The sequence below is a fragment of the Arthrobacter sp. 10L424 genome, from assembly GCF_056395325.1.
This window is the reverse complement of the sequence record NZ_JBFTJH010000003.1, coordinates 412,127-436,698: the sequence shown is the minus strand read 5'-3', so window position 1 is coordinate 436,698 and position 24,572 is coordinate 412,127. Positions and strand designations below refer to the sequence as shown.

The window sequence follows — 24,572 nt, the reverse complement described above, 5'->3', positions numbered from 1 at the left end:
CGGCCGGCCGGGAACTGCCGTCACAGGTACTGGCCCGTGGTCGGCATCGTCTCGATGGACTTGCCGGGTTCCTGCCCCGCCTTGCCCTGGACGATGGTCCGGATGTAGGTGATGCGTTCGCCCTTCTTGCCCGAGATCCGTGCCCAGTCGTCCGGGTTGGTGGTGTTGGGCATGTCCTCATGCTCGCGGAACTCGTCGACGACGGCGCGCAGCAGGTGGTCGATCCGGATGCCCTTCTGGCCCACGGTGAGCAGGTCCTTGATGGCGTACTTCTTGGCCCGGTCCACGACATTCTGCACCACGGCACCGGAGTTGAAGTCCTTGAAGTAGAGCATTTCGGTGTCGCCGTTGGCGTACGTGACCTCGAGGTATTCGTTGGACTTCTCGGTGGAGTACATGGCCTCGACGGTGCGCTGGACCATCGCATCCACGGTGGCCTGGACATCGCCGTGGTGCTCGGCGAGATCGGACTCGTGGAACGGCAGGTCGGCGGTGATGTACTTGTTGAAAATGTCGGCCGCGGCCTCCGCATCGGGGCGGTGGATCTTGACCTTGACGTCCAGCCGGCCCGGCCGCAGGATGGCGGGGTCGATCATGTCCTCGCGGTTCGATGCGCCGATCACGATCACGTTGTCGAGCCTTTCGACGCCGTCGATCTCGCTGAGCAGCTGCGGGACGATGGTCGTTTCGACGTCGGAGGAGATGCCGGTGCCGCGGGTGCGGAACAGCGAGTCCATTTCATCGAAGAACACCACCACGGGGCTGCCCTCGGAGGCCTTTTCGCGGGCGCGGGCGAAGATCAGCCGGATGTGCCGTTCGGTCTCTCCGACGTACTTGTCCAGCAGCTCGGGGCCCTTGATGTTCAGGAAGTAGCTCTTCATGTCCGTCTTGCCGGTGCGCTCGGCGGCCCGGGCCGCGAGCGAATTGGCGACGGCCTTGGCAATCAGCGTCTTTCCGCAGCCCGGGGGGCCGTAGAGCAGGATTCCCTTGGGTGCCTTGAGGCCGTGTTCACGGTAGAGGTCCGGGTGCAGGAACGGCAGTTCCACTGCGTCGCGGATCTGTTCGATCTGCGGTCCCAGCCCGCCGATGTCCTGGTAGGTGATGTCCGGCACTTCTTCGAGGACCAGGTTCTCGACCTCGGAACGCGGGATCTTCTCGAGGGCGTAACCGGTGCGGGAATCGATCGAGAGGGCGTCGCCGACGCGGAGCTTCTGCGCAAGCAGGGGCCCGGAGAGACGGATAACCCGTTCCTCGTCCGCGCGGCCGACCACCAGGGCACGGTCCGCGCCGAGCAGTTCCTTGAGCGTCACCAGGTCCCCGGCCCGCTCGTAGCCCAGCCCGGCGACCACCAGGAGGGCCTCGTTGAGGAGAACCTCCTGGCCGACAGCCAGCTGGTTCATGTTGACCAGCGGGCTGATGCCCACGCGCATCTTGCGGCCGGCGTTGAAGATGTCCACGGACTCTTCGGTGGCGGCCTGGCCGCCGTTGCCGGCAGCGGGGTGGCGTTTCGGGTTCAGCTGCAGCACCGTGCCGAAGCTGTACGGCGGCTGGCCCTCCTGGTCGAGGGCGTTCTTCAGCCGAAGGATTTCCTGCTTGGCAGCCTCCAGCATGGTCACGAGCTTGGAGTTGTTCTGCGTGGCGGCGGCGAGCTGGCGGTCAATATGCCGGAGTTTGTCCCGGAGGATATTGACCTGCCGCTCGGCCACGGACAGTTCGCCGGCGCCGTAGCGGTCAGCGTCGGCGTGCGTTTGTCCCGCGGCTGCTGCCGCGTCCTCTGCCGGTGTCAGGCCCGGATCGGTGTTCGGAGTCTCCATCGTGCATCAGCCCCTTCCTACGCTTCTATTAAGACATTAGCCCCAAGAAGCCGGGTGCCGCTGGAGTCTTCCGAAATACGGACTACTTCGTAATATCCGGATCGTCCTTGACGTTGGTTCCGGCGATGGCGTCCCGGGCGGCCCGGCGCAGCTTCTTGTCCGAGACGGCGCGCTCCCCCACAGCCCCGGGCGTCCAGGCGTTGACGTCCGCTTCGTTGAAGTCGGTCTTGGAGGGCCGGCGCTTCACGGAGATGCCCGTGACGCCGTCGGCCAGCCGCCGGGTGACCAGCAGGAAGCCGGTGTGGGCGACCATCCGGTGGTCCGGGCGGACTGCCAGGCCCTCGAGGTGCCAGCCGCGGACCATGGATTCCCAGGCGTCGGGTTCGGTGAAGCGGCCGTCGGCGCGGATGGCCTCCGCGGTCCGGGACAGCTGCGTCACGGTGGCGACATAGTTGATCCACACGCCGCCCGGTGCCAGCACGGTGGCGACGGCGTCGAGGCATTCCCACGGGGCCAGCATGTCCAGCACCACGCGGTCCACGGAGCCGGGCTCTTCGGTGCGGACCACTTCCTCCTGGAAATCGCCGAGGGAGATCTGCCAGGCCGGGTGCGGGCCGCCGAAGATCGTCTCGACGTTGCCGCGGGCGATGTCGGCGAATTCCTCCCGACGTTCGAAGGAGTGCAGGTAACCGTTGTCCCCGACCGCGCGGAGCAGCGAGATGGACAGGGCGCCGGAGCCGACGCCCGCTTCCACGACGCGTGCGCCGGGGAAGATGTCCGCCATGGTGACGATCTGGCCGGCATCCTTGGGGTAGACGACGGCTGCGCCGCGGGGCATCGAGAGGACGAAGTCCGAGAGCAGGGGCCGCAGCGTCTGGTACTGCTGCCCGACGTTGTTGACCACCACGGAGCCGTCCGGCTTGCCGATGATTTCGTCGTGATTCAGGAAGCCGCGGTGCGTGTGGAACGCGCCGCCGGCTTCGAGGCTGATCGTGTTCATGCGGCCGCGCTCGTCGGTGAGCTGCACGCGCTCGCCTTCCCGGAAGGGTCCGCGGCGGCGCGCGGCGCCGACCGGGGCGGCGGTAGCAATCGTTGCTGCGCGGCCGGCTGTTCCGGTGTCGTCCGGGCTGGTGCCTGCGGCGGTGTCGCTGCTCATGAAAATGTTCCTCGCTCCTGTAAAGCTGTGTGGCCGCGGATGGTGCCGGCGTGCCAGCGGCTCGTGCCCGGGGCTTGAACCCCTGATGGGAAATGCAAGGCCGGAAATACACGACCGGCAGGTAACTCTACCGGCTTTGGCCGTACATCCGCTTGCCGGCGCCGTCGCCCTTGCCCGTGAGGGCGCCCAGGACGGCGGATTGCCGGAGCAGGCCGGTGACGGTTCCGTCCCGGTCGACGACGGCGTACTCCATGCCCTCGAGCTGCGACAGGTACTGGATCAGTTCCTGTCCCTTGGACCACTCGGGCACGTAGGCTCCCGCACCGAGGGCGTAGGACACGGCCGTGAGGGGTGTGGCGGCGGTGGCGGCCGCGGGAACCGTGGCGAGGGCACCGGCGTCGACCACTGCAGACGGACGTCCGTCATGGCGGTACAGCACGACGGCGGGAGCCGTCCCGGTGGCAGGATCCGGTGCCAGCGCCAGCACATCGGCCACGGTGGCCGACTCCGGGAGGCCCACTGCGGGCTCAGCGAGGGCGCCGGCTTCCACGCCCGGCAGCCGGCCCCGCAAACGGGCCTGCTGGATTGAGGCGCTGGCGCCCATCCAGAGGAAGCTGCATACAAGGAGGGTGATGAGCGCCATGAACAGGTCCGGCTCGCCGCCACTGAGCAGCGGCAGGGCCACGAACCAGGCCACGAGGGCGATCACGATGATGCGGCCGCCCCAGCCGGCAGCCACGGTGCCCTTTTCCTGGCTTCCGGTCAACTTCCAGACGGCTGATTCGACGAGACGGCCGCCGTCCAGCGGCAGCCCCGGGAGGACGTTGAAGATGCCGATCAGCAGGTTGGCCCAGACAAAGATATTGGTCAGGATTCCGGGTACCCCGGTGAGGTCGCCGGCGGTCAGCAGGAGCCAGCCTGCGCCGGCAAGGACGAAATTCGCGGCCGGCCCCGCCATCGCCACCAGGACGGAGCGGCCAGGCGAGGCCGTGAAGCTCTGGAACTCGGTGTGGCCGCCCCAGAGGTTGAGGACAATTTTCTCCGTGGGCCAGTGGAACAGCTTGGCGGTCAGGGCGTGCGCGAGCTCATGCACGAGGACAGAAACCAGCAGCAGCAGCGCGTATGCGAAAGCGACGAAAAAAGCGGTGACGCCGAGGCGGGGATAGTCGTTCTGCAGGACAGGCCCGAACGCGATCACCGTGAACGCCGCAATGATGAACCACGAGTAGGCGAGGATCACAGGGATGCCGGCAATGCGGCCCAGCGGGATCCCCTCCTTGCGGCCCTGTTTCCGGGGGTTCTGGCCGCTGCGGCCCTGGGTGTCGGTGTCAGTCATGGACCGCCTCCGGCGCGGAGCCGCGGGCCAGGCCGAAGGTGGCTTCCGGGAACTCGTGGCGCAGGGCGACGAGCTCTTCGAGGTCGGCCACAGTACGCCCTTCCAGGGTGTCCCACATGGCATGGCGGGGATCGTGCGGCAACGGTGCGATGTGGGGAATGGCGACGGTCGGCACCCCGGAGGCGACGGCGGCGGCCACGCCCGGCTTGGAGTCCTCCAGCGCGATGCAGTGGTGCAGGCCGAGTTCAGGGTCCTGCTCCTGCAGCAGTCCGACCGCCGTGAGGTAGGCCTCGGGATGCGGCTTGCCCTGCGTGACAGTGTCGCCGGTGACCAGGAACTCGAAGTAGGGCCTGGGCAGGCTGGCCACGATCTCCCGGGCCAGCGGGGCCTCGGACATGGTCACAAGGACGCAGCGGATGCCCGCGGTGTGGAGTTCTTCCAGCAGTTCGCGGGCGCCCGGCCGCCACGGCACGGAGGTGCGGACCTGGCGGATGACTTCGGCCGTCAGGATGTCGATGATTTCCCGGCGCTCCAGCGCGACGCCGGCTTCCTGCAGGATCCCCGCGGAGAAGACGAGGGACTGGCCCACCAGCTGCATGGCCTTCTCGTGGGACCACTGCCCGCCGTGCGCGGTGACCAGGGCGTGTTCCGCTTGGATCCAGTACGGCTCGGTGTCGACAATGGTGCCATCCATGTCCCAGAGCGCGGCTTTGAGGAGGGGCTGGGAAGCTGAGGATTGCATGTTTTCCAGTCTACGGCGCTGTGCTGTCAGGGGCCGGATACTACGCCTACGGCGAATATCGGCCGCCCGACGGCGATTCCCGGCGCTTCATTCCATGCGTGCTCCGGGTCCTTGGACGTAGGGTGAAGAGATGAATAGCTTCGAGGTAGACCCCACGGAAACGGGAGACGTGCCCGAGCCGGAACGGCTGCTGCAGCCCGTACCCGAGGGACAGCGCATCACGGTGCTGCTCGCGGCCTTCGAAGGCTGGAACGACGCCGGGGAGGCTGCGAGCGATGCCTTGCGCTACCTCAACAAGCTCTGGGGCGGCAAGAAAGCCGGTTCGATCGACGCCGACGAATACTACGACTTCCAGTTCACCCGGCCCACGATCCGCCGCACGGCGTCGGGTGAGCGGAAAATCAAGTGGCCCTCGACCCGGATCTTCAAGGCGAGTGTTCCCGAGTCCAACGTGGACGTCATCTTCGTCCAGGGTACGGAGCCGTCCTACAAGTGGCGTGCGTATACCGCCGAACTGCTGGTTCATGCCGAGGCGCTCCACGTGGACTACGTGATCCTCGTCGGCGCCCTCCTGGCCGATGTGCCGCACAGCCGGCCGATTCCGGTGAGTGCCTCCACCGATGACCCTGCGCTGAGGGAGCGGATGGACCTCGAGGCCTCGCAGTACGAGGGGCCGGTGGGGATCGTCGGGGTCCTCGCGGAGGTCGCGCTGCTGGCCGGGCTGCCGACCGTCTCGCTGTGGGCCGCCGTGCCGCATTACGTGGCGCAGGCGCCCTCCCCCAAGGCGCAGCTCGCGCTGCTGCACCGGATCGAGGAGCTGCTGCAGGTCCCGCTCGACACCCAGGAACTCGTCGAGGAGTCCGACGCGTGGGAGCGCGGCGTCGATGAACTCGCCACCGAAGACCCCGAGATCGCAGCGTATGTGCGCCAGCTGGAGGAAGCGAAGGACACCGCCGACCTCCCGGAGGCCAGCGGCGAGTCAATCGCCCGGGAGTTCGAGCGTTACCTCAAGCGCCGCGGCAAGGACAAGCCCTAGCATTCGGCGCCGGGGCTTCCGCTCCTAGAGTTCGACGCCGAGCAGCGCGTCGACGGCGTCGCTCACCAGTGACGCGTCCGACGGCGACGCCTCCTGGCCGGCTGCGAGGGAGGCACGTGCCCAGGCATCCACGGCGGCGACGGCCCCCGGGGCGTTCAGGTCATTCGACAGTTCGGCCCGCATCCGGGACACCAGCCCGGCGGCCGAGCCGGCGGGCGCAGCGGCGAGGGCCTCCCGCCAGGTGCGGAGCCGCTCCTTGGCGGCGGCGAACCCGGCATCGGTCCAGGACCAGTCGCTGCGGTAGTGGTGGGCCAGGATGGCCAACCGGATTGCGGCGGGTTCCTCGCCGGCGGAGCGGAGCTTGGAAACGAGGACCAGGTTTCCCTTGGACTTGCTCATCTTTTCCCCGTCGAGGCCCACCATGCCGGCGTGCGCGAAGTGTTGTGCCAGCGGCACACCGGACAGCGAGTAGGCATGCCCGGCGCCCATCTCGTGGTGCGGGAAGATCAGGTCCGAGCCGCCGCCCTGCACCGTGAACGGGGCGGGGAGGTACTTCTGGGCGATGACCGTGCACTCGATGTGCCAGCCGGGCCTGCCCTCCCCCAGTTCTCCGCCGGGCCAGCTGGGTTCGCCGTCGCGGGCCACGCGCCAGAGCAACGGGTCCAGCGCCTGGCGTTTGCCGGCACGGCCGGGATCGCCGCCGCGTTCGGCAAAGAGTTCCAGCATCTCGGCGTCGGACAATCCGGAGACGGCGCCGAGCGTCCAGGCATCCGTGGCCTCGGCAGAGTGCTTGCCGGCGGCTTCGACGTCGTAATAGACGTCCCCGTCAGGCTCGCCGGCGCCGCCGGCCACCCGGTAGGCCAGACCCCGCTGCAGCAGCTGTTCGATGGCCGGCACGATCAGCGGGATGGCCTCCACGGCGCCCACGTACCGGTCCGGGGCCAGCACATTGAGGGCTGCCATGTCCGTCTGGAAAAGTTCTATCTGGCTGGCGGCGAGGTCACGCCAGTCCACGCCGGTCGCCGTCGCGCGCTCCAGCAGGGGGTCGTCGACGTCGGTGACGTTCTGCACGTAGGAGACCGTCTGCCGGCCGTCCCGCCAGGCACGGTTGAGCAGGTCGAACGCGACATAGCTGGCCGCGTGGCCCATGTGGGTGGCGTCATACGGGGTGATTCCGCAGACATACATGGACTGTTCGCCGGCTGCGCCGAGGGTAACAACACTGCCTTTGGCGGTGTCGAAGAGGCGGAGGGCAGGCATGCTGCCCGGGAGCTGGGGAACGGGGCGGGAGATCCAAGACTTCACAGACCAAGCCTAGTGCTAGGCGCTGATGACGTTGAAACCGAGCAGCAGGTACAGGGCCAGGCCGAGCAGGATCCGGTACCAGACGAAAAGCCGGTAGCTGTGGGTCGAGACGTACTTCAGGAACCAGCCGATGATGATGTACCCCACAACGAAGGCGACGGCCGTGGCGAGGGCTGTTTCCGGGAGGCTGTAGGGCCCGGTGATGCCGTCCTTGGAGACCACTTTGTAGAGCTGGTACAGCCCACTGCCGAACACGGCCGGGATGGCCAGCAGGAAGGAGTAGCGGGCCGCCGCCTCACGGGTGTAGCCCATCAGCAGGCCCGCGGTGATGGTGCCGCCGGAGCGGGACACGCCCGGGATCAGGGCCAGGGCCTGCGCCAGGCCGTACAGGATGCCGTGCTTATAGGTCAGCTGGGTCAGGTCGCGGTCCTGGCGTCCGACGGCGTCGGCGACGGCGAGGATCATGCCGAAGACAATCAGCATGGTGGCGACGATCCAGAGGCTGCGGAGCACGGACTCGATCTGGTCCTGGAACAGCAGCCCGAGGACGATGATCGGCAGGCTGCCCAGGATCACCAGCCAGCCCATCCGGGCGTCGGGGTCCTGCCGGGAGACTTTGCCGGTCAGGGATCCGGCCCAGGCTTTGACGATCCGCACAATGTCGCGCCAGAAATAAACCACGACGGCGGTTTCCGTGCCCAGCTGGGTGATGGCGGTAAACGCCGCGCCGGGGTCCGCGGCGTTCGGGAGGAACGAGCCCACAATCCGCAGATGGGCGCTCGAGGAAATCGGGAGGAATTCGGTCAGCCCCTGCACAAGGCCCAAAAAGGCCGCTTCAAACCAGTTCACGTATATAGACCCTACGTCATGAAACATTCCGAATCCCCGTAAGCTTGCTGACATGCAGCAGCGTTATGTCGGCAACAGTGGGTTGCGTGTGTCCTCCCTTTCCCTCGGCACCATGTCCTGGGCCCGGGAAACCGATGAGCAGGATGCCTCGGCCCTGCTCCGCACCTTTGTCGACGGCGGCGGGACCCTGATCGACACCGCTGCTTCCTACAGCGACGGCCAGGCCGAAGCGATGCTGGGCGGGATGCTGGGCGACGTCGTGGCCCGCTCCGAAGTGGTCATCTCCACCAAAGCCGGACTTTCGTTTTCGGATGGCCGGCGCGGGGTCGACACCTCACGGAACGGGATGCTCTCCGGCCTGGACGCGAGCCTGGCCCGGCTGGGTACCGACTATGTGGACCTCTGGTTCGCCCACGCCTGGGACCCCAACGTTCCGCTGGAAGAGACCTTGTCCGCGCTTGAATATGCAGTGCGTTCGGGCCGCGCCCGCTACGCCGGCGTGTCCAACTTCAACGGCTGGCAGACGGCGAAGGCCGCCGCAGTGGCCGGCTTCCCGCTGATCGCGAACCAGTCGGAGTACTCCCTCCTCCACCGCTCCCCCGAAGCTGAACTCATTCCAGCCGTCGAAGACGCCGGACTGGGCCTGATGGCGTGGGGCCCGGTGGGGCGCGGCGTGCTGAGCGGCAAGTACCGCGGCAACATTCCCGCGGATTCGCGGGCGGCCAGTACGCGGCTGGCCGGCTACGTGGAGCCGTACCTGGAGGGTGCCGCGTCCAGTGTGGTGGAGGCCGTGGCCATGGCGGCGAAGGGTCTGGGCCGGACGTCCCTGGACGTCTCGCTGAGCTGGCTGCTGTCCCAGCCCGGCGTCGCGACTGCGATCGTGGGCGCCCGCACGCCCGTGCAGCTCAAGGAGATCCTGGATTCGACCCTGGCACCGCTGCCGCCGCAGATCGCCCAGGCGCTGGAGGACGTGTCGAACCCCGCCTGAGCGGAATGGTCAGTGCCCTGGCTATCGGCCGGATCTAGTCCTGGAGAATTTCGAGGTCTTCCTCGTCGTCGACGTCTTCTTCCTCGTCCTCATCGCTGTCGTCATCGATCACCTCGAGGGGCGTCACTTCGCCATACGCTTCGTAGAGCGAATCGTCGTAGACTTCAAAGGCATCAGCAACGGCAAAAAACGCTGCCTCGACCGCGGGATCCCCATCTCCCCGGCGTGCCGACGCAGCAGCGAGGTGTTCTTCCAGGGCAGCCGTCAGGGATTGAAGCGCGACACGCGGATCGATGCTCATGACTTCACGTTAGCCGGAAAAGGAAGAAAATGGAGAGCAATGAAGGAACATTTTCTCAGCAGCTCGGTCCGGCGGGAACGGGACTATGTGAGGCAGTACGAGTACCTCGTACTGACGGTCAGTCCTGAGGATTCCCTTCCTGAAGCGCGCCGCCGCCTGGTCGAGCACTCCGAGTACGGCAAGTGGGAACTTGAGCGCAGCGTGCTGTATTTGGGCGGGGGCCGCCGTTTCTGGCTGCGCCGCCGGGTGACGCAGGTCCAAAGGACCGTCTAGGGCGTGGCGGCCAGCGGACCGTCTAGGGTTCGAGCGGTCCCAGCCAGGCGTTGGCCACCGTGTTGTGCGCCGATTCGTCGTCTGAGGGGTGGAACATTCCCGCCAGCACGTCGCGGTACAGCCGTTCCAGCTCGGAACCGCGGAAGTAGCTCGATCCCCCGGAGACCCTGACCGCCAGGTCAACGACCGTCCGGGCCGTCTCCGTGGCACTGACTTTCACTCCGACCAGTTTGGGGAACCACTGGCTGCCATGCTCGGCCAGCGCGTCCACGTCCGCGGCGACGCCGGACAGCTGGGGGTACAGCGCGTCCATCGCCATCGCGGCGTCCGCGACCTTCSAGCGGATGTCCGGATCCTGGGCGTAGCTGCGCCCGCCGTTCTTGAACGACGTCCGCCGCTTCACCGCGTCGACCGCCAGGTCAAGGGCCCGTTCGCCGAGGCCCGTGTACACGGCGGCCAGCAGCGTCTCGAAGCACGCGAAGATGGCGAAGATCAGCGGGTCCGCATTCGGGCCCACCGGGAGTTTCCGGAAGATCCTTTCCGCCGGCACCACCGCACCGTCCAGTACCGTCGTGTTGGACTGGCTGGCCCGCATGCCGAGCGTGTCCCAGTCGGCCAGGATTTCGTAGCCGGGGGTGTCCCTGGTGATGAAGCCGTGGACCAACTGTCCCTCGCCGTCCGCCGCCGAGGTGTCCTTGCCGAAAATCCCCAACCGGGTCCATGCCGGCGAGAGGCTCGTGAAGATCTTGCGGCCGGTGAAGGAGTAGCCGCCGCCGGACTGCGGGACCGCGGAGGTGCGGGAGTCGAAGAGTACCGAGTCGTTCCCCGCCTCCGAGTTGCCGAACGCGAAGATCTCTCCCTGCGCGGCCTCCTTGAGGACGAAATCCAGCGAGGAGTCACCGCGGGCGGCCAGGACGTGCGCGACGCCGGTCCACACGAGGTGCATGTTGACGGCCAGTGCGGTGGCCGGGGCCGCCGTCGCCAGCCTCCGCTGCAGCTGCGCCGCCGCTGACAGCCCGAGCCCGAGTCCGCCGTCGGACGCCGGGACAAAAATCTTGAGGTAGCCGGCCGCAGCCAGCTCCTCCAGATCTTCGTGGAAGAAGGCGTTGTCGCGGTCGTAGCCGGCGGCGCGGCCGCGGATCCGTTCGAGGAGGGATTCGGGCAGGACGTCTTCAGGGCGCATCGGCGGTGTCTCTCAGGGCTCAGTAGTTGGTGAGCAGGGTATCCAGCACGCGGGCGCCGAATTTCAGGGATTCGGTGGGGACGCGTTCGTCCACCCCGTGGAACATCCCGGTGAAGTCCAGCTCGTCCGGGAGCTGGAGCGGGGCGAAGCCGTAGCCTGTGATGCCCAGCCGGCTCAGGGACTTGTTGTCCGTGCCGCCGGAGAGTGTGTAGGGCAGGACTTTGGCTCCCGGGTCCTCGGCGTGGAGCGCGTCGATCATGGAGTCCACCAGGTTCCCCGCGAACGGGACCTCCAGCGAGACGTCGTTGTGCACGTAGCTCACATCCACGCCCTTGCCGGCGAGTTCGCGGACCTTTTCGAGGACGTGCTCCTCCTGGCCGGGCAGGGTGCGGCAGTCGATGAGGGCCTCGGCCGACTCCGGGATCACATTGTGCTTGTAGCCGCCCTTGAGCAGGGTCGGGTTGGTGGTGTTCTGCAGGGTGGCGCCGACGAAGCGGGCCACGGTGCCGAGTTCCTTGAGGATCTTGTCCGGATCGTCCGGATCGAACTCGACGCCGGTGAGTTCCGTCACGCCGTCGAGGAACTGCCTGGTGGTGGGGGTCAGTTCCACCGGCCACCGGTATTCCCCGATGCGGGACACGGCGCTGGCCAGCCTGGTGACGGCGTTGTCCGTGTTGATCTGGGAGCCGTGGCCCGCGCGGCCGTGGGCGACCAGGCGGAGCCAGGACAGGCCCTTCTCGGCGGTCTGGAGCAGGTAGGTGCGCTGGCCGCCGATGGTGGCGGAGAAGCCGCCGACTTCGGAGATGGCCTCGGTGGCTCCGTCAAAAAGTTCTGGCCGCTTCTCGATGGCGTAGCGGGCGCCGTAGGTGCCGCCGGCCTCCTCGTCGGCGAAGAACGCGAAGATCAGGTCCCGTTTGGGTTTGCGGCCGGTCCGGGCAAAATTCCGCAGGACGGCAAGGATCATGGCGTCCATGTCCTTCATGTCCACGGCGCCGCGGCCCCAGATCATGCCGTCCTTGAGTTCGGCGCCAAAGGGATCCACCGACCATTGATCGCGGAGCGCGGGGACAACGTCCAGGTGCCCGTGGACCACCAGGGCGCTGGCGGACGGGTCCTCGCCGGCGAGCCTGGTCACCACGCTGGCGCGGCCCGGGGCGGACTCGAAGATCTCCGCGTCCAGCCCCACTTCCGTCATCAGCCCCGCGGTGTATTCGGCAGCCGCCCGCTCCCCCGGGCCGGATCCGTCGCCGTAGTTGGACGTGTCGATCCGGATCAGTTCCTGGCAGATTCGAACGACTTCGTCCTCGGGCCTGATATCAGTCATGTTTCACTCCTCGTGGCGTCGGCTCTGTTGCTGGCTTCAGCCTACCCACATGCCCGATCAGGCCCCGATTATTTGTTTCGGGAAACTTCATGCTAGAGTCTTTCTCGCTGCTTCGGAGAAATCCAAAACGCTGAAAGGCGAAAAGGTTCACCGAATACCACCTGCGCGGGTGGCGGAATGGCAGACGCGCTAGCTTGAGGTGCTAGTCCTCGAAAGGGGGTGGGGGTTCAAGTCCCCCTCCGCGCACAACAGGAAAAGGCCCTGGAATCCCATGGATTCCGGGGTCTTTTTTGTGTGTCCGGAGTTTGGCCCCTGCGGCATCCTCCCTGTTGTCGGGCAAATCCCGGGTAAATGCCGGGCATCTCTGACGGCTGCGGTCCGGGGGCACATTGACACGAAAATGCCGCGGCCACCGGGCCCAAGCGCCGGAGGCGTGTCCAAAGGCGCCCCGGACGGCACACGGCCGACCCGGGGCATCCGTCGACGCGGGATTCACGCCGCCGTCGGCTACGGCTACGGCCACGGCCAGTGCCGGCAGGCAGGGCTATAGGCTGGTGCCGTGACCCCGTCCGCAGATCCCGTCGACGTCTTCGTCCATACCGGCCCCGCCGAATGGTGGCAGGTTTTGGCCGCCCTGGGGCCGCTCGCCGTGCTGCTCGCGGCCGTCATCGGTGCCGTTGTCAGCCTGCGCACCTTGAGGCACCGGGCCATTGCCGATTCGGCAACCCTGTCCCAGCAACGGGAGGCGGACAACCGGTGCGAGTGGTGGAGCCGCGCCCAGTGGGCCCTGGACAGTTCCCTCTCCGCAGATCCGCGCCGGGCCGAACTGGGCCTGGGCGTTCTGGCGGTCCTGGCCGACAGCCGACTGGCCAGTCCTGAGGAGCTGGAGATCATCACGGTGGCGTGGGCAGACCCGCTGACGCTCGCGCCGGCGGCGGCAACTGCCCGGGCGCGGGAAGCGGTCCGCCCCGTCCGCGAGGCGGCGTCGCGCGACCACGGCGTACAAACCGCAGCCGCTAAGCTCCGCCTCGTCACCGACCGCCGCCTGGGCCGGGCCACCCCGGACTGGGTCAGGGAACTCGCCGCGGGGTAGCAGCACCGGCTCCCCCGGAACGGTATGACATCCGGCCGGCATTCAAGCGGGGACACCGGCTGCGGGCGAACCTATCCTTGTCGCCTGAGGGGGAAGTCACTACGCCGCATTGGAACCGGCAGCACCTGTGGTCTCACTAGTCACCTAGGAGTACCCCATGCACCGCCGTCCAGCCGCAGTGTCCGCCCTGCTCGCCTCGCTCTAGCTTTGTACCTCGTGCAGTTCCACGCCCGGCTGCCAGCCGGGCGGATCGACGCCGGCCACAGGCGGCAGCGCCTCCCCCGACGGCCAGGCCAGCGCAACACCCACCACTGTGACGACCGACGCCACCCTCGCTCCCTGCCCGGCGCCGGACGCGCTGGAAGCAGCAACACCGGTGCCCACCCAGGGACTCGACGCGAGCAGGGGCCGGCTCTACTGCCCGAAGGGGACGCAGGAAGGCTGCCACGGCCCTGCCGACATGCCGAGCTACGTTGGCCACGTGATAGCGGTGACAGCCCCGCTGTTCGACGCGACCTACGGGGTGGAGAACCGGCCGGCGTCGTTCTATTTTGTGCCGGCCGGCGTTACCGGCGCGACCGCCTGCGTCAAAGATGACGGAACCCCGGAGGAGTACACCAGCCAGGACTATTCATACTGCTCGGAGGACAAGGCTATCTACGTTGGCCAGGACGCGCTGTGGGAGCTCTACAACGGCGTGGGGGCGCGGCGCCCGCCGTCGGCTACGCGCACGAATGGGGGCACCACATCCAGAACATCAGGGACGTCCCGGCGCCGGAGACCGAAGAGCAGAACATGCTGCTCGAAAACCAGGCGGACTGCATTTCCGGCGCCTGGGTGGCCGACGCGGCAGAGGCCGGCAACCTCGCGTATCCCGGGGACCTGGGCGGCATCAATGCCATGCTGGCGGGCATTGCGCCCCCGGGTGAGGGTGAAACAGGAAGCCCGATCCAGGACCGGGTGAACGCCTTCATGCAGGGCTACACGAACAACCTCCCGGGTTGCAATTCGTTCTTCCCGGAGACACCCATTTACGCCGGATGACCTGGTTGAGCAACGGCGGCCTTGTTCTCCGTGACGATGATGACCACAGGCTCGATCGTGCCTCTCCTACGCCTCCGGCGGCAGCGCGGACCGGATGGTGCGGACCAGTGAGCGGAACCCCTGGTCTGCCTGCAGCGCGTCGAGCAGCACCGGTCCCCGCGGGCCGGCGAGCGGTATGCGCCAGTTGGGGTACTCCGTGCTGGTTCCTGGCTGGTTTTGGGTCCGGGTTTCGCCCACCGCATCAACCAGCGCGACGCCCAGCAGGGACGACGGTGTCAGAGTGGTGAAGGCGTACAGCGCCAAGACGGTGCCCTGCACGTCTTCGTGCCCGGGCTCCGGCAGGAGGCCGCGTTCCCGCAGCATGCCGAGCACCGCCTGCTGCTCCGCCACGGCCTCGGCGCGTTCCTCCTCCACCGGACGCCGCAGCAGGCCAAGGGATTCACGGAGGGTGACGTGCTCGCCGGCCAGATAGCCCGCCGTCGGGGGCAGGTCGTGGGTGTTGACGCTGGTCAGGCACTGCTGCCGGTACCGCTCCGGCGGAATAGGGCCGTCGGCGTCGTGCTCGAACCAGAGGATCGAGGTGCCGAAGATCCCCCGCTCGGCGAGGTAGTCCCGGACCCACGGCTCAAACACCCCCAGATCCTCGCCGATCACGACCGCACCGGCGCGCTGCGCCTCCAGCGCCAGGATGCCGATGAGCGCCTCATGGTCGTAATAGACGTAGGTGCCCTCCCCCGGCCCGGCCCCCTCCGGGATCCACCACAGCCGGAACAGGCCCAGGATGTGGTCCACGCGGATCCCGCCGGCATGGCGCAGCACGGTCCGGAGCATGTCCCGGTAGGCGGCGTACCCTGACTCGGCGAGCCGAACCGGGTGCCAGGGCGGTTGGGTCCAGTTCTGGCCCTGCTGGTTGAACATGTCCGGTGGCGCGCCGACCGTGACGTTGCGGGCCAGCACCCCGGCAAGGGTCCAGGCGTCCGCGCCGCCCGGCTTAACGCCGACCGCAAGGTCGTGGATGACTCCGATTTCCATGTCCGACCGCCGGGCCGAGCGCTGGGCGGCCTCAAGCTGCTGGTCGCAGAGCCACTGCAGCCAGCGGTGGAATTCGATCCGCCCGGCGAGCAGGGCCCGTTGTTCCCTGCAGTATGCGGTGTCCGGGGTCGCCGCCTCCGCGGCCCATTGCGGGGCGTCCGGGGCCAGCTTCTCGGCCAGGGCGCACCACAGCGCGAAGTCGTCGAGTCCCTGCCCTTGTTCGCGGCAGAAGTCCGCAAAAGCGAGGGAGCGGGCGGGGTCGCGCGGGACTCCGAACACCAGCTCAAGGGCGGCAAGTTTCGCCCCGTAGCTGGAGTTCCGGTCCAGCAGCTCCGTGGAGTGGTTGGCGGAGTGTTGTTGGTCGGCGAGCCGCTCCACCCGGGCCCGGCCGGCCGGTCCGAGGTAGCCGTATTCGGGGATCTCTTCCACCCGGAGGTAGAGGGGGTTGAAGAACCGCCTGGTCGTGGGCAGGTAGGGCGAGTCTTCGACCGGCGGCCGCGGCTCGGCGGCGTGCATCGGGTTGACCAGCAGGAATCCGGCGCCCTCCTGCCCGCTCATGGTGGCGAGGTCCGCGAGGTCGGCGAAGTCTCCGATGCCCCAGGACCGGGCGGACCGTACGGAATAGAGCTGCGCGGTCAGGCCCCAGTTCCGCCGGCCTGCGAGCGCCTCGGTTGTGTGGAGCCGTTGCGGTGTAACGACGAGCGGGCACCGGGCCACGGTCCCCGCGTTGTCTGCCAGCAGGGTGTGCCAGCCGAGCGGCACCGTACCCGGCAGCGCGAAGGTCGCCCGGCCGGTGAGGACGCCGTCGACCTCGACCGGCGCGTCCCAGTTCTCCCGCTGCGCTGCCCTGTGTGTGCTGCCGTCTTCGGCTGCGATCCATACGCTGACGGCGCTTCCGTGCGGCACATGGACGTTGATGAGGAGTTCCTGCCCCTCACGGGCGACGGCGACCGGCGGCAGCAGGCGCCGCCACGGCGCCAGCCGCGCCTCGTCCAGTGACCGCTCTATCGTGTCCGTGTCCGCGGCCGGGACGCCCAGCGCGCCGAGGACGCCGCGCAAGGTGCTTTCCGGGACGGATCGTTCGACGCCGTCCCAGCCCCAGTAGGAGGTTCCCACGCCGTGGGCTGCCGCGAGTTCCCTCAGCAATGCGGCTGCGTCGGGAGCGCTGTCAGGGTGCATGCCATCCGCCATGGGGCAACTCTAGACGCTGCCCCCATGCGCCGTCCCGTGCTGCTGAACGTGGGTTTCCCCGACCAGTTCCTGCAGGCCCTCCACTGTGCGCGCCAGCGACAGCCCGGGGGACGCAGCGATCAACGGCAGCAGGAACCTGTTCTCCTTCTCCAGGTGCAGGGCAAAGATGTTCCGCAGGGAGCCTGCCGCCACGGCGGCGTCCACGCCGGCCGATCCCCGGAGTTCCTCAACGAGGCCCGCGATCGCCTGGTGCTCGGCCAGCATCCCGTCCACCAGCAGCGTGCCTTCCGGCAGGTTCCGGGCACCGCCGTAGAGGGACCCTTCCTCGGCGAGCGCGTGCGGGACGAGCTCGGTCTCGCACCATTCCACCAGCACCTCGTGGGCGTCGTGCTCCGCCACGGTGTCGCCGGCCCTCACGGCGTGGGTGAGTGCGGTTGCCAGGGAGTCAAGCCGCTTGAGCATGTCCGCGTGGTGCCGCTCCACCGCGGCCAGGGCCCGCGCTTCCTCGTCTGTGTTCTCGTTCAGGGCGTTGGCCGCCTGCTGATCCATGACGCCTCCTGGCTTTCCCGGCCGAAGAGTTCTGGCCACTGTCTCCTCTTCCCACTGTACGGCGGAGACTCCCCCGGGCGCCGGGGACTTTCGGCCCGGCCCGCGTGCGCTTTGCGGCGCAGGCTTTCGACGCCGGCGGGTCAGCCGCGCTAGCCTTGCAGCCTATGGTCGACGTCGAACGGTTCCGGATACTCCTCCAGGAGGAGCGCCACAAAAAACTTGCACTCCTGCCCGCGCTCCGCCGGGACATCACCGCCGTGAACGCAGCCCGGCAGGACTCGAACGTCGACGACGAACACGACCCCGAGGGCGCGACCATCGCGTTTGAGCTCTCCCAGGCCTCGGCCCTGCTGGACCAGAGCCGCCACGGCCTGGCCCAAATCGAGGCAGCCCTCGAGCGGATCGAGACCGGCACCTACGGCATCTGCGCCGTGTGCGGGGAAGAGATCTCGGAGGGCAGGCTGGAGGCCAGGCCGTGGACTCCGTACTGCATCCGGCACAGTGCGGGCCCCTCGGGCCCCGCAGGACCACCTGCGCGGGTCACGGGATGACCAACGCCGCCGAGACCTGGTGGAACCGGATAGCCGCCGGATTCAGCCAGGCCCCCGTCCCGCACGTCACCGGCACCGAACTCGCCCTGGTGATCCTCCTCGCCGTCGCGCTCTCCCTGCCGCGGGTGACCTGGCGCTACTTCGGACTGCTGGCCACGGTGACCCACGAACTCGGCCACGCCTTCGCCGCGCTCATGACCGGGCAGCGCGTGGGCGGCATCCGCCTGAGCCTTGACCACTCGGGCACCACCACCACCTACAGCAGGCGCCCCCTGGCCGCCGTCTGGTCCACGTTTTGGGGCTACCCGGTGCCCGCCGTCGTCGGAGCGGCCATGGTCTGGAGCGGCTTCAACGGCTGGGGTCCGGCCGCGATGTCGGTTGGCACCCTCATCTTGCTGGCCTCGTTCCTGTTCATCCGCAACGGCATCGGGCTGCTCATCACCGCGGCTGCGGTCCTTGCCGCCGTCCTGCTCGTTCTGTTCGTCCCGCCGGAATTCAACGGCCATGTGATGATCGCGCTCGGTCTGGCGCTCCTGGTCGCCGCCGTACGGGACCTCGGCAAGGTGGCCACCGTGCACCTGCGGCGCCGGGACCGGCTGGCCACGTCGGACGCCTACCTGCTGTCCCGGGCCACCCGTATCCCCGCGGCCGTGTGGATCGTCCTGTTCGCCGCCGTCGTCGGTGCCGCCTGGTGGTTCGCCTGGCAGCCGTTGTCGCAGGTCTTCGCGACACTGCCGCATCCACCGTGGCAGGGACCCGGCGGCGCTCCGGCATAGGCTGGGACCATGAGCCAAACACACACGGACGACCCCGGATTCAGCACCAAGGGTGCCTACGTCACCGGCGGCGAGGAGTTCACCCGGGACACCAACTACATCGAGGACCGGATCACCCGCGGCGGCACTCCAGGCCGCAACGGCGAGCCTGGCTGGCCGGTGGAGCCGGGACGCTACCGGCTGATCGCGGCCCGCGCCTGCCCGTGGGCCAACCGGACCGTGATCGTGCGGCGGTTGCTGGGCCTCGAGGACGTCATTTCCCTCGGCCAGCCCGGTCCCACGCACGATGCGCGTTCCTGGACGTTTGACCTGGATCCCGGCGGGAAGGATCCGGTGCTCGGCATCGAGCGGATCCAAGAGGCGTACTTCCGCCGGTTCCCGGACTATCCTCGCGGCATCACCGTTCCGGCCATGGTGGACGTCGCCAGCGGCCAGGTGGTGACCAACAACTTCCCGCAAATCACCCTGGACTTCTCCACCGAGTGGGCCGAATACCACCGGCCGGGCGCGCCGGACCTGTACCCCGAGGCGCTGCGCGCGGAGATCGACACGGTCAACAAACGGGTCTTCACCGAGGTGAACAACGGTGTGTACCGCTGCGGCTTCGCCGGATCCCAGGAGGCCTATGACGCCGCCTACACCCGGCTCTGGACCGCCCTGGACTGGCTGGAGGAGCGCCTCGCCAGCCAGCGGTACCTCGTGGGAGACACCATCACGGAGGCCGACGTCCGCCTCTTCACCACGCTGGCACGGTTCGACGCGGTCTACCACGGGCACTTCAAATGCAACCGGCAGAAACTCAGCGAAATGCCGGCGCTGTGGGCCTACGCCCGCGACCTGTTCCAGACCCCCGGATTCGGTGACACCACCGACTTCGTGCAGATCAAGCAGCACTACTACATCGTCCATGAGGACATCAACCCCACCGGGATCGTTCCGGCGGGGCCGGAGCTCGGCAACTGGCTGAGCGCCCACGGCAGGGAAGCCCTGGGCGGCCGCCCCTTCGGCGACGGCACGCCGCCGGGCCCGGTGCGGCCCGGGGAGGAAGTCGCTCCCGGGCACGGCGCCGGCTAGGCGGCCCCGGGCCGGGGGTTCGTCCACTTGTCGCAGCCACGTCCCCGCCCTAGGGTGAGCCGGGTGACAACTACAGACGAGGCACCCCACACCGACGGCCCCTCCCTGCCCCGGAGGGCCTGGCGACTGGTGGCCGGCAACGTCCGCTCAGCGGTGCTGTGGCCGCGGCTGCAGCTGGCCATGAAAGCAGGGCTGGCCGCGGGCATTGCCTTCGCGATCGCCCCGTTCATGCCGGGCTCTGCAGCCGACTACCCCTACTACGCCCCGCTGGGCGCCCTGGTCGCGATGTACGAGAACGTCGCCGGCTCCATGCGCCAGGGCGTCCAGACGCTCGTCGGGCTCGCGATCGGGGTCGGGCTGGCCTTTGTCCTGTTCATTCTCGGCAGCCCGACGCCGTTGACGGTCGGCGTCGTGATGGCGTTCGGCGTCGTCCTGGCCGGACTCCCCAAACTGGGTTCCGGCCGGGACTGGATCCCGACGGCTGCGCTGCTCGTCCTGCTGGTCGGCGGCCACAACCCGGACCAGTTCTCCTTCGGATACCTTCTCCAGATGGGCGTCGGGGTGACGGTGGGAATTGTCGTCAACCTGCTGGTCTTCCCGCCGCTGCACTTCCGCGCCGCCGAGCTCAGCATCGCCGAACTGCGCCTCGCGCTCGCCCAGCAGCTCTGGGACATGGGCAAGGCGCTGAAGGAGAGTTGGCCGCCGGAGCACGAAGCCTGGTCCGAGCGGTCCGGTGCCCTCGAGGCGTCAGCGCGTTCCGTCCGGCTGGCTGTGGAGAAGGCGGACGCCAGCCGGCAGGCCAACCCCAGACGCCGGCTCCATCCCCGCGACATCGGCCAGGACTACCGCAACCTGCGGGACCTTGAACGGATAACCTTTCACGTCCAGGACGTCACGCAGGTGCTGTCGGATGTCATCTGGGCCAAGGACAACCCCTTTGTGGTGCCGGATGAATACGCAGCGCCGCTCGCCGACGCCATGTCAGCCGTGGGCGACGTCCTGTCCTCGGTCGAGGACGAGACCCCGGAGCGGCAGGCGGAGCTGAGCGAAGCGGCCGACGCCACTGTCAAGGAGCTGACGGCACGGGTTGGTGCCGAGGAAGCGGCAGGCGGCGCCCCCAGCGCCGTCGAATCGATCCTGCTCAGCCTGCACCGGATGCTGCGGGTGGTGAAGACCTCGGCGGACAGCACGTAGCCATCCCGCTGCGGCGCCGGCACTCCGGCACAAGGGCACAAACAACGACGGCGGCGTCCGCCCACTCTGGGGCGGCCACCGCCGTCGTCCGTTGCGGCCGGCATCGCTATAGCGCGACAACCGATCCGCTGAAGTGCTTGCGCCCCAAACGCGGGTTCCAGGCGACGTACTCGGAGCGCCGCCAGGCGCCGTCGGGGTCCTGCGTCGTGCTGATGTCCAGCGCGACGCGGGCCGGCAGGAACACCGGCGCCTCGAAGGACACGTCCCAGCTGAAAGCCTCGCCCTTGGCGGCGCCCACGTCCGCCAGCGCCCTGGACGCCAGATACATGCCGTGCGCGATCGACCGGCGCAGCCCCAGGGCCTTGGCCGAAAGGACGCTCAGGTGAATGGGGTTGAAGTCGCCGGACACGGCGGCGTAGGCACGCCCCGTGTCGACGCCCAGCTGCCACAATGCCGTGGGATCCGGCGCCTTGAAGTCAGCCGGCACCGAGGCGGCCGTGGGCTTGTCGATGCCGGGCAGGAACACGCCCTTGGCCAGGTAGCTTGAGACACCGCGCCAGCTGACGGCGTCCTCCCCCGTGCGGCGCACTTCAGTCACGAGGTCCAGTTGGGTGCCTGACCGGTGCCCGCGCAGGTTCTCCGCCCAGGCGCGGATGTCCAGGGTCTCCGTGAACCGCAGCGGCGCGGACTGCACCACGTGGTTTTCCAGATGGATCATCCCCAGCAAGGGCAGCGGGAAGTCGTCCCGGTTCATCACGCTCATGGCCAGCGGGAAGGCCAGGGCATGGATGAACCCGGCGGGCAGCACATCGCTGGCCGTCTCGCCGATCAGGTGCTGGTACGCCGTGAGGTTCTCCACTGCAGCCTTCACACCGCGGACCTCGTGCTGTGACGCAGGGAGCCCGTTGCCCGCATGGGTGCCCAGAACCCGGCGGCGGGCGGCCGTGGCCGCCGCGTTGACATACAGCTTTGACAGCGACGGCATCTCGCCCAGGATGACGGGCCCGGATGGGGTCATGCCCCCACCAGGTTCTGCCCGCAGACGCGCAGTACCCCGCCGGAGATGCCGCCGGCAGCATCACTGGCCAGGAACGCGATGGCTTCGGCGACGTCCCCCGGCCGGCCGCCCTGCTGCAGGGAGTTGAGCCTGCGGGCGATCTCGCGGGTGGCGAACGGGATCTTCGCCGTCATCTCGGTTTCGATGAAGCCCGGGGCGACGGCGTTAATGGAACCGCCGTGCGTGCCGATCAGCGGCGCCGTGGCCCGGACCATGCCCATCACGCCGCCCTTCGAAGCGGCATAGTTGGTCTGGCCGCGGTTGCCGGCGACCCCGCTGGTGGAGGCCACGGAAACGATCCGCGGTGAGTTCCGGAAGTGCTCCGATGCCAGCAGCGCCTCGTTGATCCGCAACTGCGCGGCGATGTTGACCGCAATGACCGAGTCCCAGCGGCCCTGGTCCATGTTGGCGAGCAGCTTGTCCCGGGTGATGCCGGCGTTGTGGATCACAATGTCCAGGCGCCCGTGGCGTTCCACGGCGTGGTCGATGATCCGCTTCCCGGCGTCCTCCCTGCTGATGTCCAACTGCAGGGCGGTGCCGTGCACCTCGTTGGCAACCGCCGCCAGGCGGTCCCCGGCCGCCGGGATGTCGACGGCGACGACCGTGGCGCCGTCGCGGTAGAGGGTGCGTGCAATAGCGGCCCCGATGCCGCGCGCCGCACCGGTCACGACGGCGACCTGGCCGGCCAGCGGCTTCTCGGCGTCGGCCGGCAGCTTGCCCCCGGTGGAGCTGACGGTCAGGAACTGGCCGTCGACGAACGCGGAACGGCCGGAGAGGAAGAACCGGAGCGCGCCGAGGGTGCTGGGGCTGGTGGTGCCGGCGCCGCCAGCGAGCAGGATGCCGTTGGCGGTGGCACCGGCGCGGAGCTCCTTGGCGAGGGAGCGCAGGAGTCCGTCCACGCCCTGGCGGGCAGCCGCGGCGGCAGGGTCCGCGGCGGCGGGGTCTGCAGCCTCGGCCGCAGCGCGGGAGATGGTGACGACGCGGGCGTTGGGTGCCAGGTCGCGGAGCGAAGTGGCCGCGGTGAGCACCGGCTTCGCCAGATCCTCGGGGCGGGCCAGTTCATCCAGCACCAGAATGATGGCGCCCAGCTTCTCCTTAGGCACCGCATGCCGGCGCACATCGAGGTCCAAGGACAGGAGGGCCGAGGCCAGCTCATCGGCACCGCTGCCGGTGCCCTGGACGAGGACGGGGCCGGTCACCAGCGGCTGGCCCGGCTTGTGGCGCCGAAGGACGACGGGCTGGGGCAGTCCCAGTTTCCTGGCGATGTCCCGGCCCACGCCCTTGGTCACGAGTTGGGTGTATTTGTCGGTCATTGGAGTCCCCTAGTGTGCTTCAAGAATTGCGACGACGCCCTGGCCGCCGGCGGCGCAGACGGAGATCAGCCCGCGGGCCGGGCGGCCGTCGACGCGGCCCTTGGCGTGCAGCATTTTTGCGAGGGAGGCGACGATCCGTCCACCGGTGGCCGCGAAGGGGTGGCCGGCGGCCAGGGAGGACCCGTTTACGTTGAGCCGGGACCGGTTGATGCTGCCGAACGCCCCATCCAGACCCAGCCGGGTGCGGCCGAATTCCTCGTCCTCCCAGGCAGCGAGGGTACTCAGCACGGTACCGGCAAAGGCCTCGTGGATTTCGAAGAAGTCGATGTCGTCGAGGCTGAGGCCGTTGCGGGCCAGCAGGCGCGGCACGGCGAACGCCGGAGCCATCAGGAGGCCGTCCTTGCCGTGGACAAAGTCGACTGCCGCCGCCTCGCCGTCCACGACCGTGGCCAGCTTGGGCAGGTCGTGGGCGTCGGCCCACTCCTCGGATCCAAGCAGCACGGTCGAGGCGCCGTCGGTCAGCGGGGTGGAGTTGCCGGCCGTCATGGTCGCCGCGGAACCCAGGCTCTTGCCGAAAACCGGCTTGAGCGTGGCCAGCTTGTCGAGGCTGGTGTCGGCGCGCAGGTTGGAGTCGCGGGTGAGGCCGCGGTATGGGGTCAGCAGGTCATCGAAGAACCCGGCGTCGTAGGCGGCGGCGAGGTTGCGGTGGCTGTTGAAGGCCAGTTCATCCTGCGCCTCCCGGGTGATCTTCCACTGCGCGGTGGTGAGAGCCTGGTGCTCCCCCATGGACAGTCCGGTGCGCGGTTCGCCCGTGTTGGGGGCGTCGGGTGCGAGGTCCTTGGGCCGGAGCCGGCTGAGGACCTGCAGGCGCTGCGGCAGCGTCTTGGCGCGGTTCAGGTCAAGGAGCACTTCGCGCAGGCCTTCGCTGACGGCGATCGGGGCGTCCGAGGCGGAGTCGACGCCGCCGGCGATGGCCGAATCGATCTGGCCGAGCTTGATCTTGTTGGCAAGGCCAAGGACCGTCTCCAGCCCGGTGGCGCAGGCCTGCTGCAGGTCGTAGGCCGGGGTCTCTGCGGAGAGTGCGGAGCCGAGCACGGCTTCGCGCGTCAGGTTGAAGTCGCGTGAGTGCTTGAGCACGGCCCCGGCCGCTACCTCGCCGATGCGTTCGTCCTGCAGCCCAAAGCGGGCGATGAGCCCGTCCAGGGCCGCGGTCAGCATGTCCTGGTTGGAGGACTTGGTGTAGGCGCCCCCGGTCCGGGCAAACGGAATGCGGTTGCCGCCCACGATGACCGCCTTGCGGAGCTGCGCCGCCGCGTTGGGTGCTGTGGGTGTCGCGGGGGTGGATTCCTTTGGTCCGGGTGCGGACTGTCCGTTGACGGACATGGGCTGTC

The 24,572-nt window shown here is 68.5% G+C and carries 24 protein-coding genes and 1 tRNA gene; 10 read left to right on the top strand and 15 right to left on the bottom strand.

What is annotated here, in order from left to right:
* Positions 1–20: 20 nt before the first annotated feature.
* From arc to AC1DC5_RS07595, 4 genes are all read right to left on the bottom strand, one after another.
* The gene (gene arc / locus AC1DC5_RS07610; protein WP_476864728.1) at positions 21–1,814 is read right to left on the bottom strand and encodes a proteasome ATPase; all 1,794 of its coding nucleotides are present in this window, start codon (positions 1,812–1,814) and stop codon (positions 21–23) included.
* 82 nt (positions 1,815–1,896) lie between these two features.
* The gene (locus AC1DC5_RS07605; RefSeq protein WP_476864727.1) at positions 1,897–2,970 is read right to left on the bottom strand and encodes a tRNA (adenine-N1)-methyltransferase; all 1,074 of its coding nucleotides are present in this window, start codon (positions 2,968–2,970) and stop codon (positions 1,897–1,899) included.
* 127 nt (positions 2,971–3,097) lie between these two features.
* Entirely contained in the window at positions 3,098–4,306 is a 1,209-nt protein-coding gene (locus tag AC1DC5_RS07600) for a site-2 protease family protein (RefSeq protein ID WP_441404103.1), read from the bottom strand.
* On the bottom strand, positions 4,299–5,048 hold the full coding sequence (locus tag AC1DC5_RS07595) for an HAD family hydrolase (protein ID WP_476864726.1): 750 nt from the start codon (positions 5,046–5,048) through the stop codon (positions 4,299–4,301). The genes AC1DC5_RS07600 and AC1DC5_RS07595 overlap by 8 nt, the downstream gene beginning before the upstream one ends.
* A 130-nt stretch (positions 5,049–5,178) precedes the next feature.
* Here AC1DC5_RS07595 and AC1DC5_RS07590 point away from each other — a divergent pair, with 130 nt between their 5' ends.
* Complete coding sequence (locus AC1DC5_RS07590; RefSeq protein ID WP_441404101.1) at positions 5,179–6,084, top strand: PAC2 family protein; 906 nt, start codon at positions 5,179–5,181, stop codon at positions 6,082–6,084.
* 24 nt (positions 6,085–6,108) lie between these two features.
* On the opposite strand, the gene mshC is transcribed toward AC1DC5_RS07590, so the two are convergent.
* Together mshC and AC1DC5_RS07580 are read right to left on the bottom strand one after the other, a co-directional pair.
* Positions 6,109–7,389 carry a cysteine--1-D-myo-inosityl 2-amino-2-deoxy-alpha-D-glucopyranoside ligase gene (mshC, locus tag AC1DC5_RS07585; RefSeq protein ID WP_476864725.1) on the bottom strand — a complete coding sequence of 427 codons (1,281 nt, stop codon included), beginning with the start codon at positions 7,387–7,389 and terminating at the stop codon, positions 6,109–6,111.
* Between the two features lie 15 nt (positions 7,390–7,404).
* Positions 7,405–8,238: an undecaprenyl-diphosphate phosphatase gene (locus AC1DC5_RS07580; RefSeq protein ID WP_441404099.1), complete on the bottom strand. Its 834-nt coding sequence runs from the start codon at positions 8,236–8,238 to the stop codon at positions 7,405–7,407.
* A 52-nt stretch (positions 8,239–8,290) separates the two neighbouring features.
* Here AC1DC5_RS07580 and AC1DC5_RS07575 point away from each other — a divergent pair, with 52 nt between their 5' ends.
* Entirely contained in the window at positions 8,291–9,226 is a 936-nt protein-coding gene (locus AC1DC5_RS07575) for an aldo/keto reductase (RefSeq protein ID WP_441404098.1), read from the top strand.
* 34 nt (positions 9,227–9,260) lie between these two features.
* Here the strand turns inward: AC1DC5_RS07575 and AC1DC5_RS07570 are convergent, their stop codons facing one another.
* A complete protein-coding gene (locus tag AC1DC5_RS07570) occupies positions 9,261–9,527 on the bottom strand; it encodes a hypothetical protein (RefSeq protein WP_224046513.1) in 267 nt (88 codons plus the stop codon).
* Between the two features lie 39 nt (positions 9,528–9,566).
* Between AC1DC5_RS07570 and AC1DC5_RS07565 the strand changes: the two genes are divergently transcribed.
* A complete protein-coding gene (locus AC1DC5_RS07565; RefSeq protein WP_024366712.1) occupies positions 9,567–9,800 on the top strand; it encodes a DUF5703 family protein in 234 nt (77 codons plus the stop codon).
* Positions 9,801–9,822: 22 nt separating this feature from the next.
* On the opposite strand, the gene AC1DC5_RS07560 is transcribed toward AC1DC5_RS07565, so the two are convergent.
* Together AC1DC5_RS07560 and AC1DC5_RS07555 are read right to left on the bottom strand one after the other, a co-directional pair.
* Entirely contained in the window at positions 9,823–10,983 is a 1,161-nt protein-coding gene (locus tag AC1DC5_RS07560; RefSeq protein WP_476864724.1) for an acyl-CoA dehydrogenase family protein, read from the bottom strand.
* A gap of 19 nt (positions 10,984–11,002) precedes the next feature.
* Positions 11,003–12,307 carry a M20/M25/M40 family metallo-hydrolase gene (locus tag AC1DC5_RS07555; RefSeq protein ID WP_476864723.1) on the bottom strand — a complete coding sequence of 435 codons (1,305 nt, stop codon included), beginning with the start codon at positions 12,305–12,307 and terminating at the stop codon, positions 11,003–11,005.
* A 163-nt stretch (positions 12,308–12,470) separates the two neighbouring features.
* On the opposite strand from AC1DC5_RS07555, the gene AC1DC5_RS07550 reads away from it, so the two are divergent.
* Positions 12,471–12,553: transfer RNA gene (locus AC1DC5_RS07550), tRNA-Leu, on the top strand.
* 313 nt (positions 12,554–12,866) lie between these two features.
* The gene (locus AC1DC5_RS07545) at positions 12,867–13,400 is read left to right on the top strand and encodes a hypothetical protein (protein ID WP_476864722.1); all 534 of its coding nucleotides are present in this window, start codon (positions 12,867–12,869) and stop codon (positions 13,398–13,400) included.
* 201 nt (positions 13,401–13,601) lie between these two features.
* Here the strand turns inward: AC1DC5_RS07545 and AC1DC5_RS07540 are convergent, their stop codons facing one another.
* Positions 13,602–13,784, bottom strand: coding sequence for a hypothetical protein (locus AC1DC5_RS07540; protein WP_476864721.1), 183 nt, complete (start codon positions 13,782–13,784; stop codon positions 13,602–13,604).
* Between the two features lie 294 nt (positions 13,785–14,078).
* On the opposite strand from AC1DC5_RS07540, the gene AC1DC5_RS07535 reads away from it, so the two are divergent.
* Positions 14,079–14,444 carry a neutral zinc metallopeptidase gene (locus AC1DC5_RS07535; RefSeq protein WP_476864720.1) on the top strand — a complete coding sequence of 122 codons (366 nt, stop codon included), beginning with the start codon at positions 14,079–14,081 and terminating at the stop codon, positions 14,442–14,444.
* Between the two features lie 66 nt (positions 14,445–14,510).
* Here AC1DC5_RS07535 and malQ read toward each other — a convergent pair whose 3' ends face one another.
* The gene (gene malQ, locus AC1DC5_RS07530; protein WP_476864719.1) at positions 14,511–16,667 is read right to left on the bottom strand and encodes a 4-alpha-glucanotransferase; all 2,157 of its coding nucleotides are present in this window, start codon (positions 16,665–16,667) and stop codon (positions 14,511–14,513) included.
* A 9-nt stretch (positions 16,668–16,676) separates the two neighbouring features.
* Positions 16,677–17,216, bottom strand: a complete 540-nt coding sequence (locus AC1DC5_RS07525; protein WP_476864718.1) for a hemerythrin domain-containing protein — start codon at positions 17,214–17,216, stop codon at positions 16,677–16,679.
* Between the two features lie 164 nt (positions 17,217–17,380).
* Between AC1DC5_RS07525 and AC1DC5_RS07520 the strand changes: the two genes are divergently transcribed.
* The 4 genes from AC1DC5_RS07520 to AC1DC5_RS07505 all read left to right on the top strand — a co-directional run bounded on the left by AC1DC5_RS07520 (position 17,381) and on the right by AC1DC5_RS07505 (position 20,811).
* Entirely contained in the window at positions 17,381–17,767 is a 387-nt protein-coding gene (locus AC1DC5_RS07520) for a TraR/DksA family transcriptional regulator (protein WP_476864717.1), read from the top strand.
* Entirely contained in the window at positions 17,764–18,543 is a 780-nt protein-coding gene (locus tag AC1DC5_RS07515) for a M50 family metallopeptidase (protein ID WP_476864716.1), read from the top strand. Before AC1DC5_RS07520 ends, AC1DC5_RS07515 begins: the two co-directional genes overlap by 4 nt.
* A 9-nt stretch (positions 18,544–18,552) precedes the next feature.
* Complete coding sequence (locus AC1DC5_RS07510; RefSeq protein WP_476864715.1) at positions 18,553–19,617, top strand: glutathione S-transferase family protein; 1,065 nt, start codon at positions 18,553–18,555, stop codon at positions 19,615–19,617.
* Between the two features lie 63 nt (positions 19,618–19,680).
* Positions 19,681–20,811, top strand: a complete 1,131-nt coding sequence (locus tag AC1DC5_RS07505) for an FUSC family protein (protein ID WP_441404088.1) — start codon at positions 19,681–19,683, stop codon at positions 20,809–20,811.
* Between the two features lie 106 nt (positions 20,812–20,917).
* On the opposite strand, the gene AC1DC5_RS07500 is transcribed toward AC1DC5_RS07505, so the two are convergent.
* From AC1DC5_RS07500 to AC1DC5_RS07490, 3 genes are read right to left on the bottom strand one after another with little or no spacing between them, the layout of a single operon-like run.
* Positions 20,918–21,829, bottom strand: coding sequence for a MaoC family dehydratase (locus AC1DC5_RS07500; RefSeq protein WP_441404087.1), 912 nt, complete (start codon positions 21,827–21,829; stop codon positions 20,918–20,920).
* Positions 21,826–23,181 (bottom strand): 3-oxoacyl-ACP reductase, encoded by a 1,356-nt coding sequence (locus tag AC1DC5_RS07495; RefSeq protein WP_441404086.1) that lies wholly within the window; start codon positions 23,179–23,181, stop codon positions 21,826–21,828. Before AC1DC5_RS07495 ends, AC1DC5_RS07500 begins: the two co-directional genes overlap by 4 nt.
* Positions 23,182–23,190: 9 nt before the next feature.
* Complete coding sequence (locus AC1DC5_RS07490) at positions 23,191–24,564, bottom strand: acetyl-CoA C-acetyltransferase (RefSeq protein ID WP_441404085.1); 1,374 nt, start codon at positions 24,562–24,564, stop codon at positions 23,191–23,193.
* Positions 24,565–24,572: the final 8 nt, after the last annotated feature.

Excerpts from the sequence above, each read along its gene's own strand:
- malQ (WP_476864719.1), bottom strand. The coding sequence starts at position 16,667 with ATGGCGGATGGCATGCACCCTGACAGCGCTCCCGACGCAGCCGCATTG.
- AC1DC5_RS07515 (WP_476864716.1), top strand. The coding sequence starts at position 17,764 with ATGACCAACGCCGCCGAGACCTGGTGGAACCGGATAGCCGCCGGATTC.
- AC1DC5_RS07570 (WP_224046513.1), bottom strand. The coding sequence starts at position 9,527 with ATGAGCATCGATCCGCGTGTCGCGCTTCAATCCCTGACGGCTGCCCTG.
- AC1DC5_RS07595 (WP_476864726.1), bottom strand. The coding sequence starts at position 5,048 with ATGCAATCCTCAGCTTCCCAGCCCCTCCTCAAAGCCGCGCTCTGGGAC.
- AC1DC5_RS07600 (WP_441404103.1), bottom strand. The coding sequence starts at position 4,306 with ATGACTGACACCGACACCCAGGGCCGCAGCGGCCAGAACCCCCGGAAA.
- AC1DC5_RS07525 (WP_476864718.1), bottom strand. The coding sequence starts at position 17,216 with ATGGATCAGCAGGCGGCCAACGCCCTGAACGAGAACACAGACGAGGAA.
- AC1DC5_RS07575 (WP_441404098.1), top strand. The coding sequence starts at position 8,291 with ATGCAGCAGCGTTATGTCGGCAACAGTGGGTTGCGTGTGTCCTCCCTT.
- AC1DC5_RS07555 (WP_476864723.1), bottom strand. The coding sequence starts at position 12,307 with ATGACTGATATCAGGCCCGAGGACGAAGTCGTTCGAATCTGCCAGGAA.
- AC1DC5_RS07490 (WP_441404085.1), bottom strand. The coding sequence starts at position 24,564 with ATGTCCGTCAACGGACAGTCCGCACCCGGACCAAAGGAATCCACCCCC.
- AC1DC5_RS07500 (WP_441404087.1), bottom strand. The coding sequence starts at position 21,829 with ATGACCCCATCCGGGCCCGTCATCCTGGGCGAGATGCCGTCGCTGTCA.
- AC1DC5_RS07495 (WP_441404086.1), bottom strand. The coding sequence starts at position 23,181 with ATGACCGACAAATACACCCAACTCGTGACCAAGGGCGTGGGCCGGGAC.
- AC1DC5_RS07565 (WP_024366712.1), top strand. The coding sequence starts at position 9,567 with ATGAAGGAACATTTTCTCAGCAGCTCGGTCCGGCGGGAACGGGACTAT.
- AC1DC5_RS07590 (WP_441404101.1), top strand. The coding sequence starts at position 5,179 with ATGAATAGCTTCGAGGTAGACCCCACGGAAACGGGAGACGTGCCCGAG.
- AC1DC5_RS07520 (WP_476864717.1), top strand. The coding sequence starts at position 17,381 with ATGGTCGACGTCGAACGGTTCCGGATACTCCTCCAGGAGGAGCGCCAC.
- AC1DC5_RS07605 (WP_476864727.1), bottom strand. The coding sequence starts at position 2,970 with ATGAGCAGCGACACCGCCGCAGGCACCAGCCCGGACGACACCGGAACA.
- arc (WP_476864728.1), bottom strand. The coding sequence starts at position 1,814 with ATGGAGACTCCGAACACCGATCCGGGCCTGACACCGGCAGAGGACGCG.
- AC1DC5_RS07510 (WP_476864715.1), top strand. The coding sequence starts at position 18,553 with ATGAGCCAAACACACACGGACGACCCCGGATTCAGCACCAAGGGTGCC.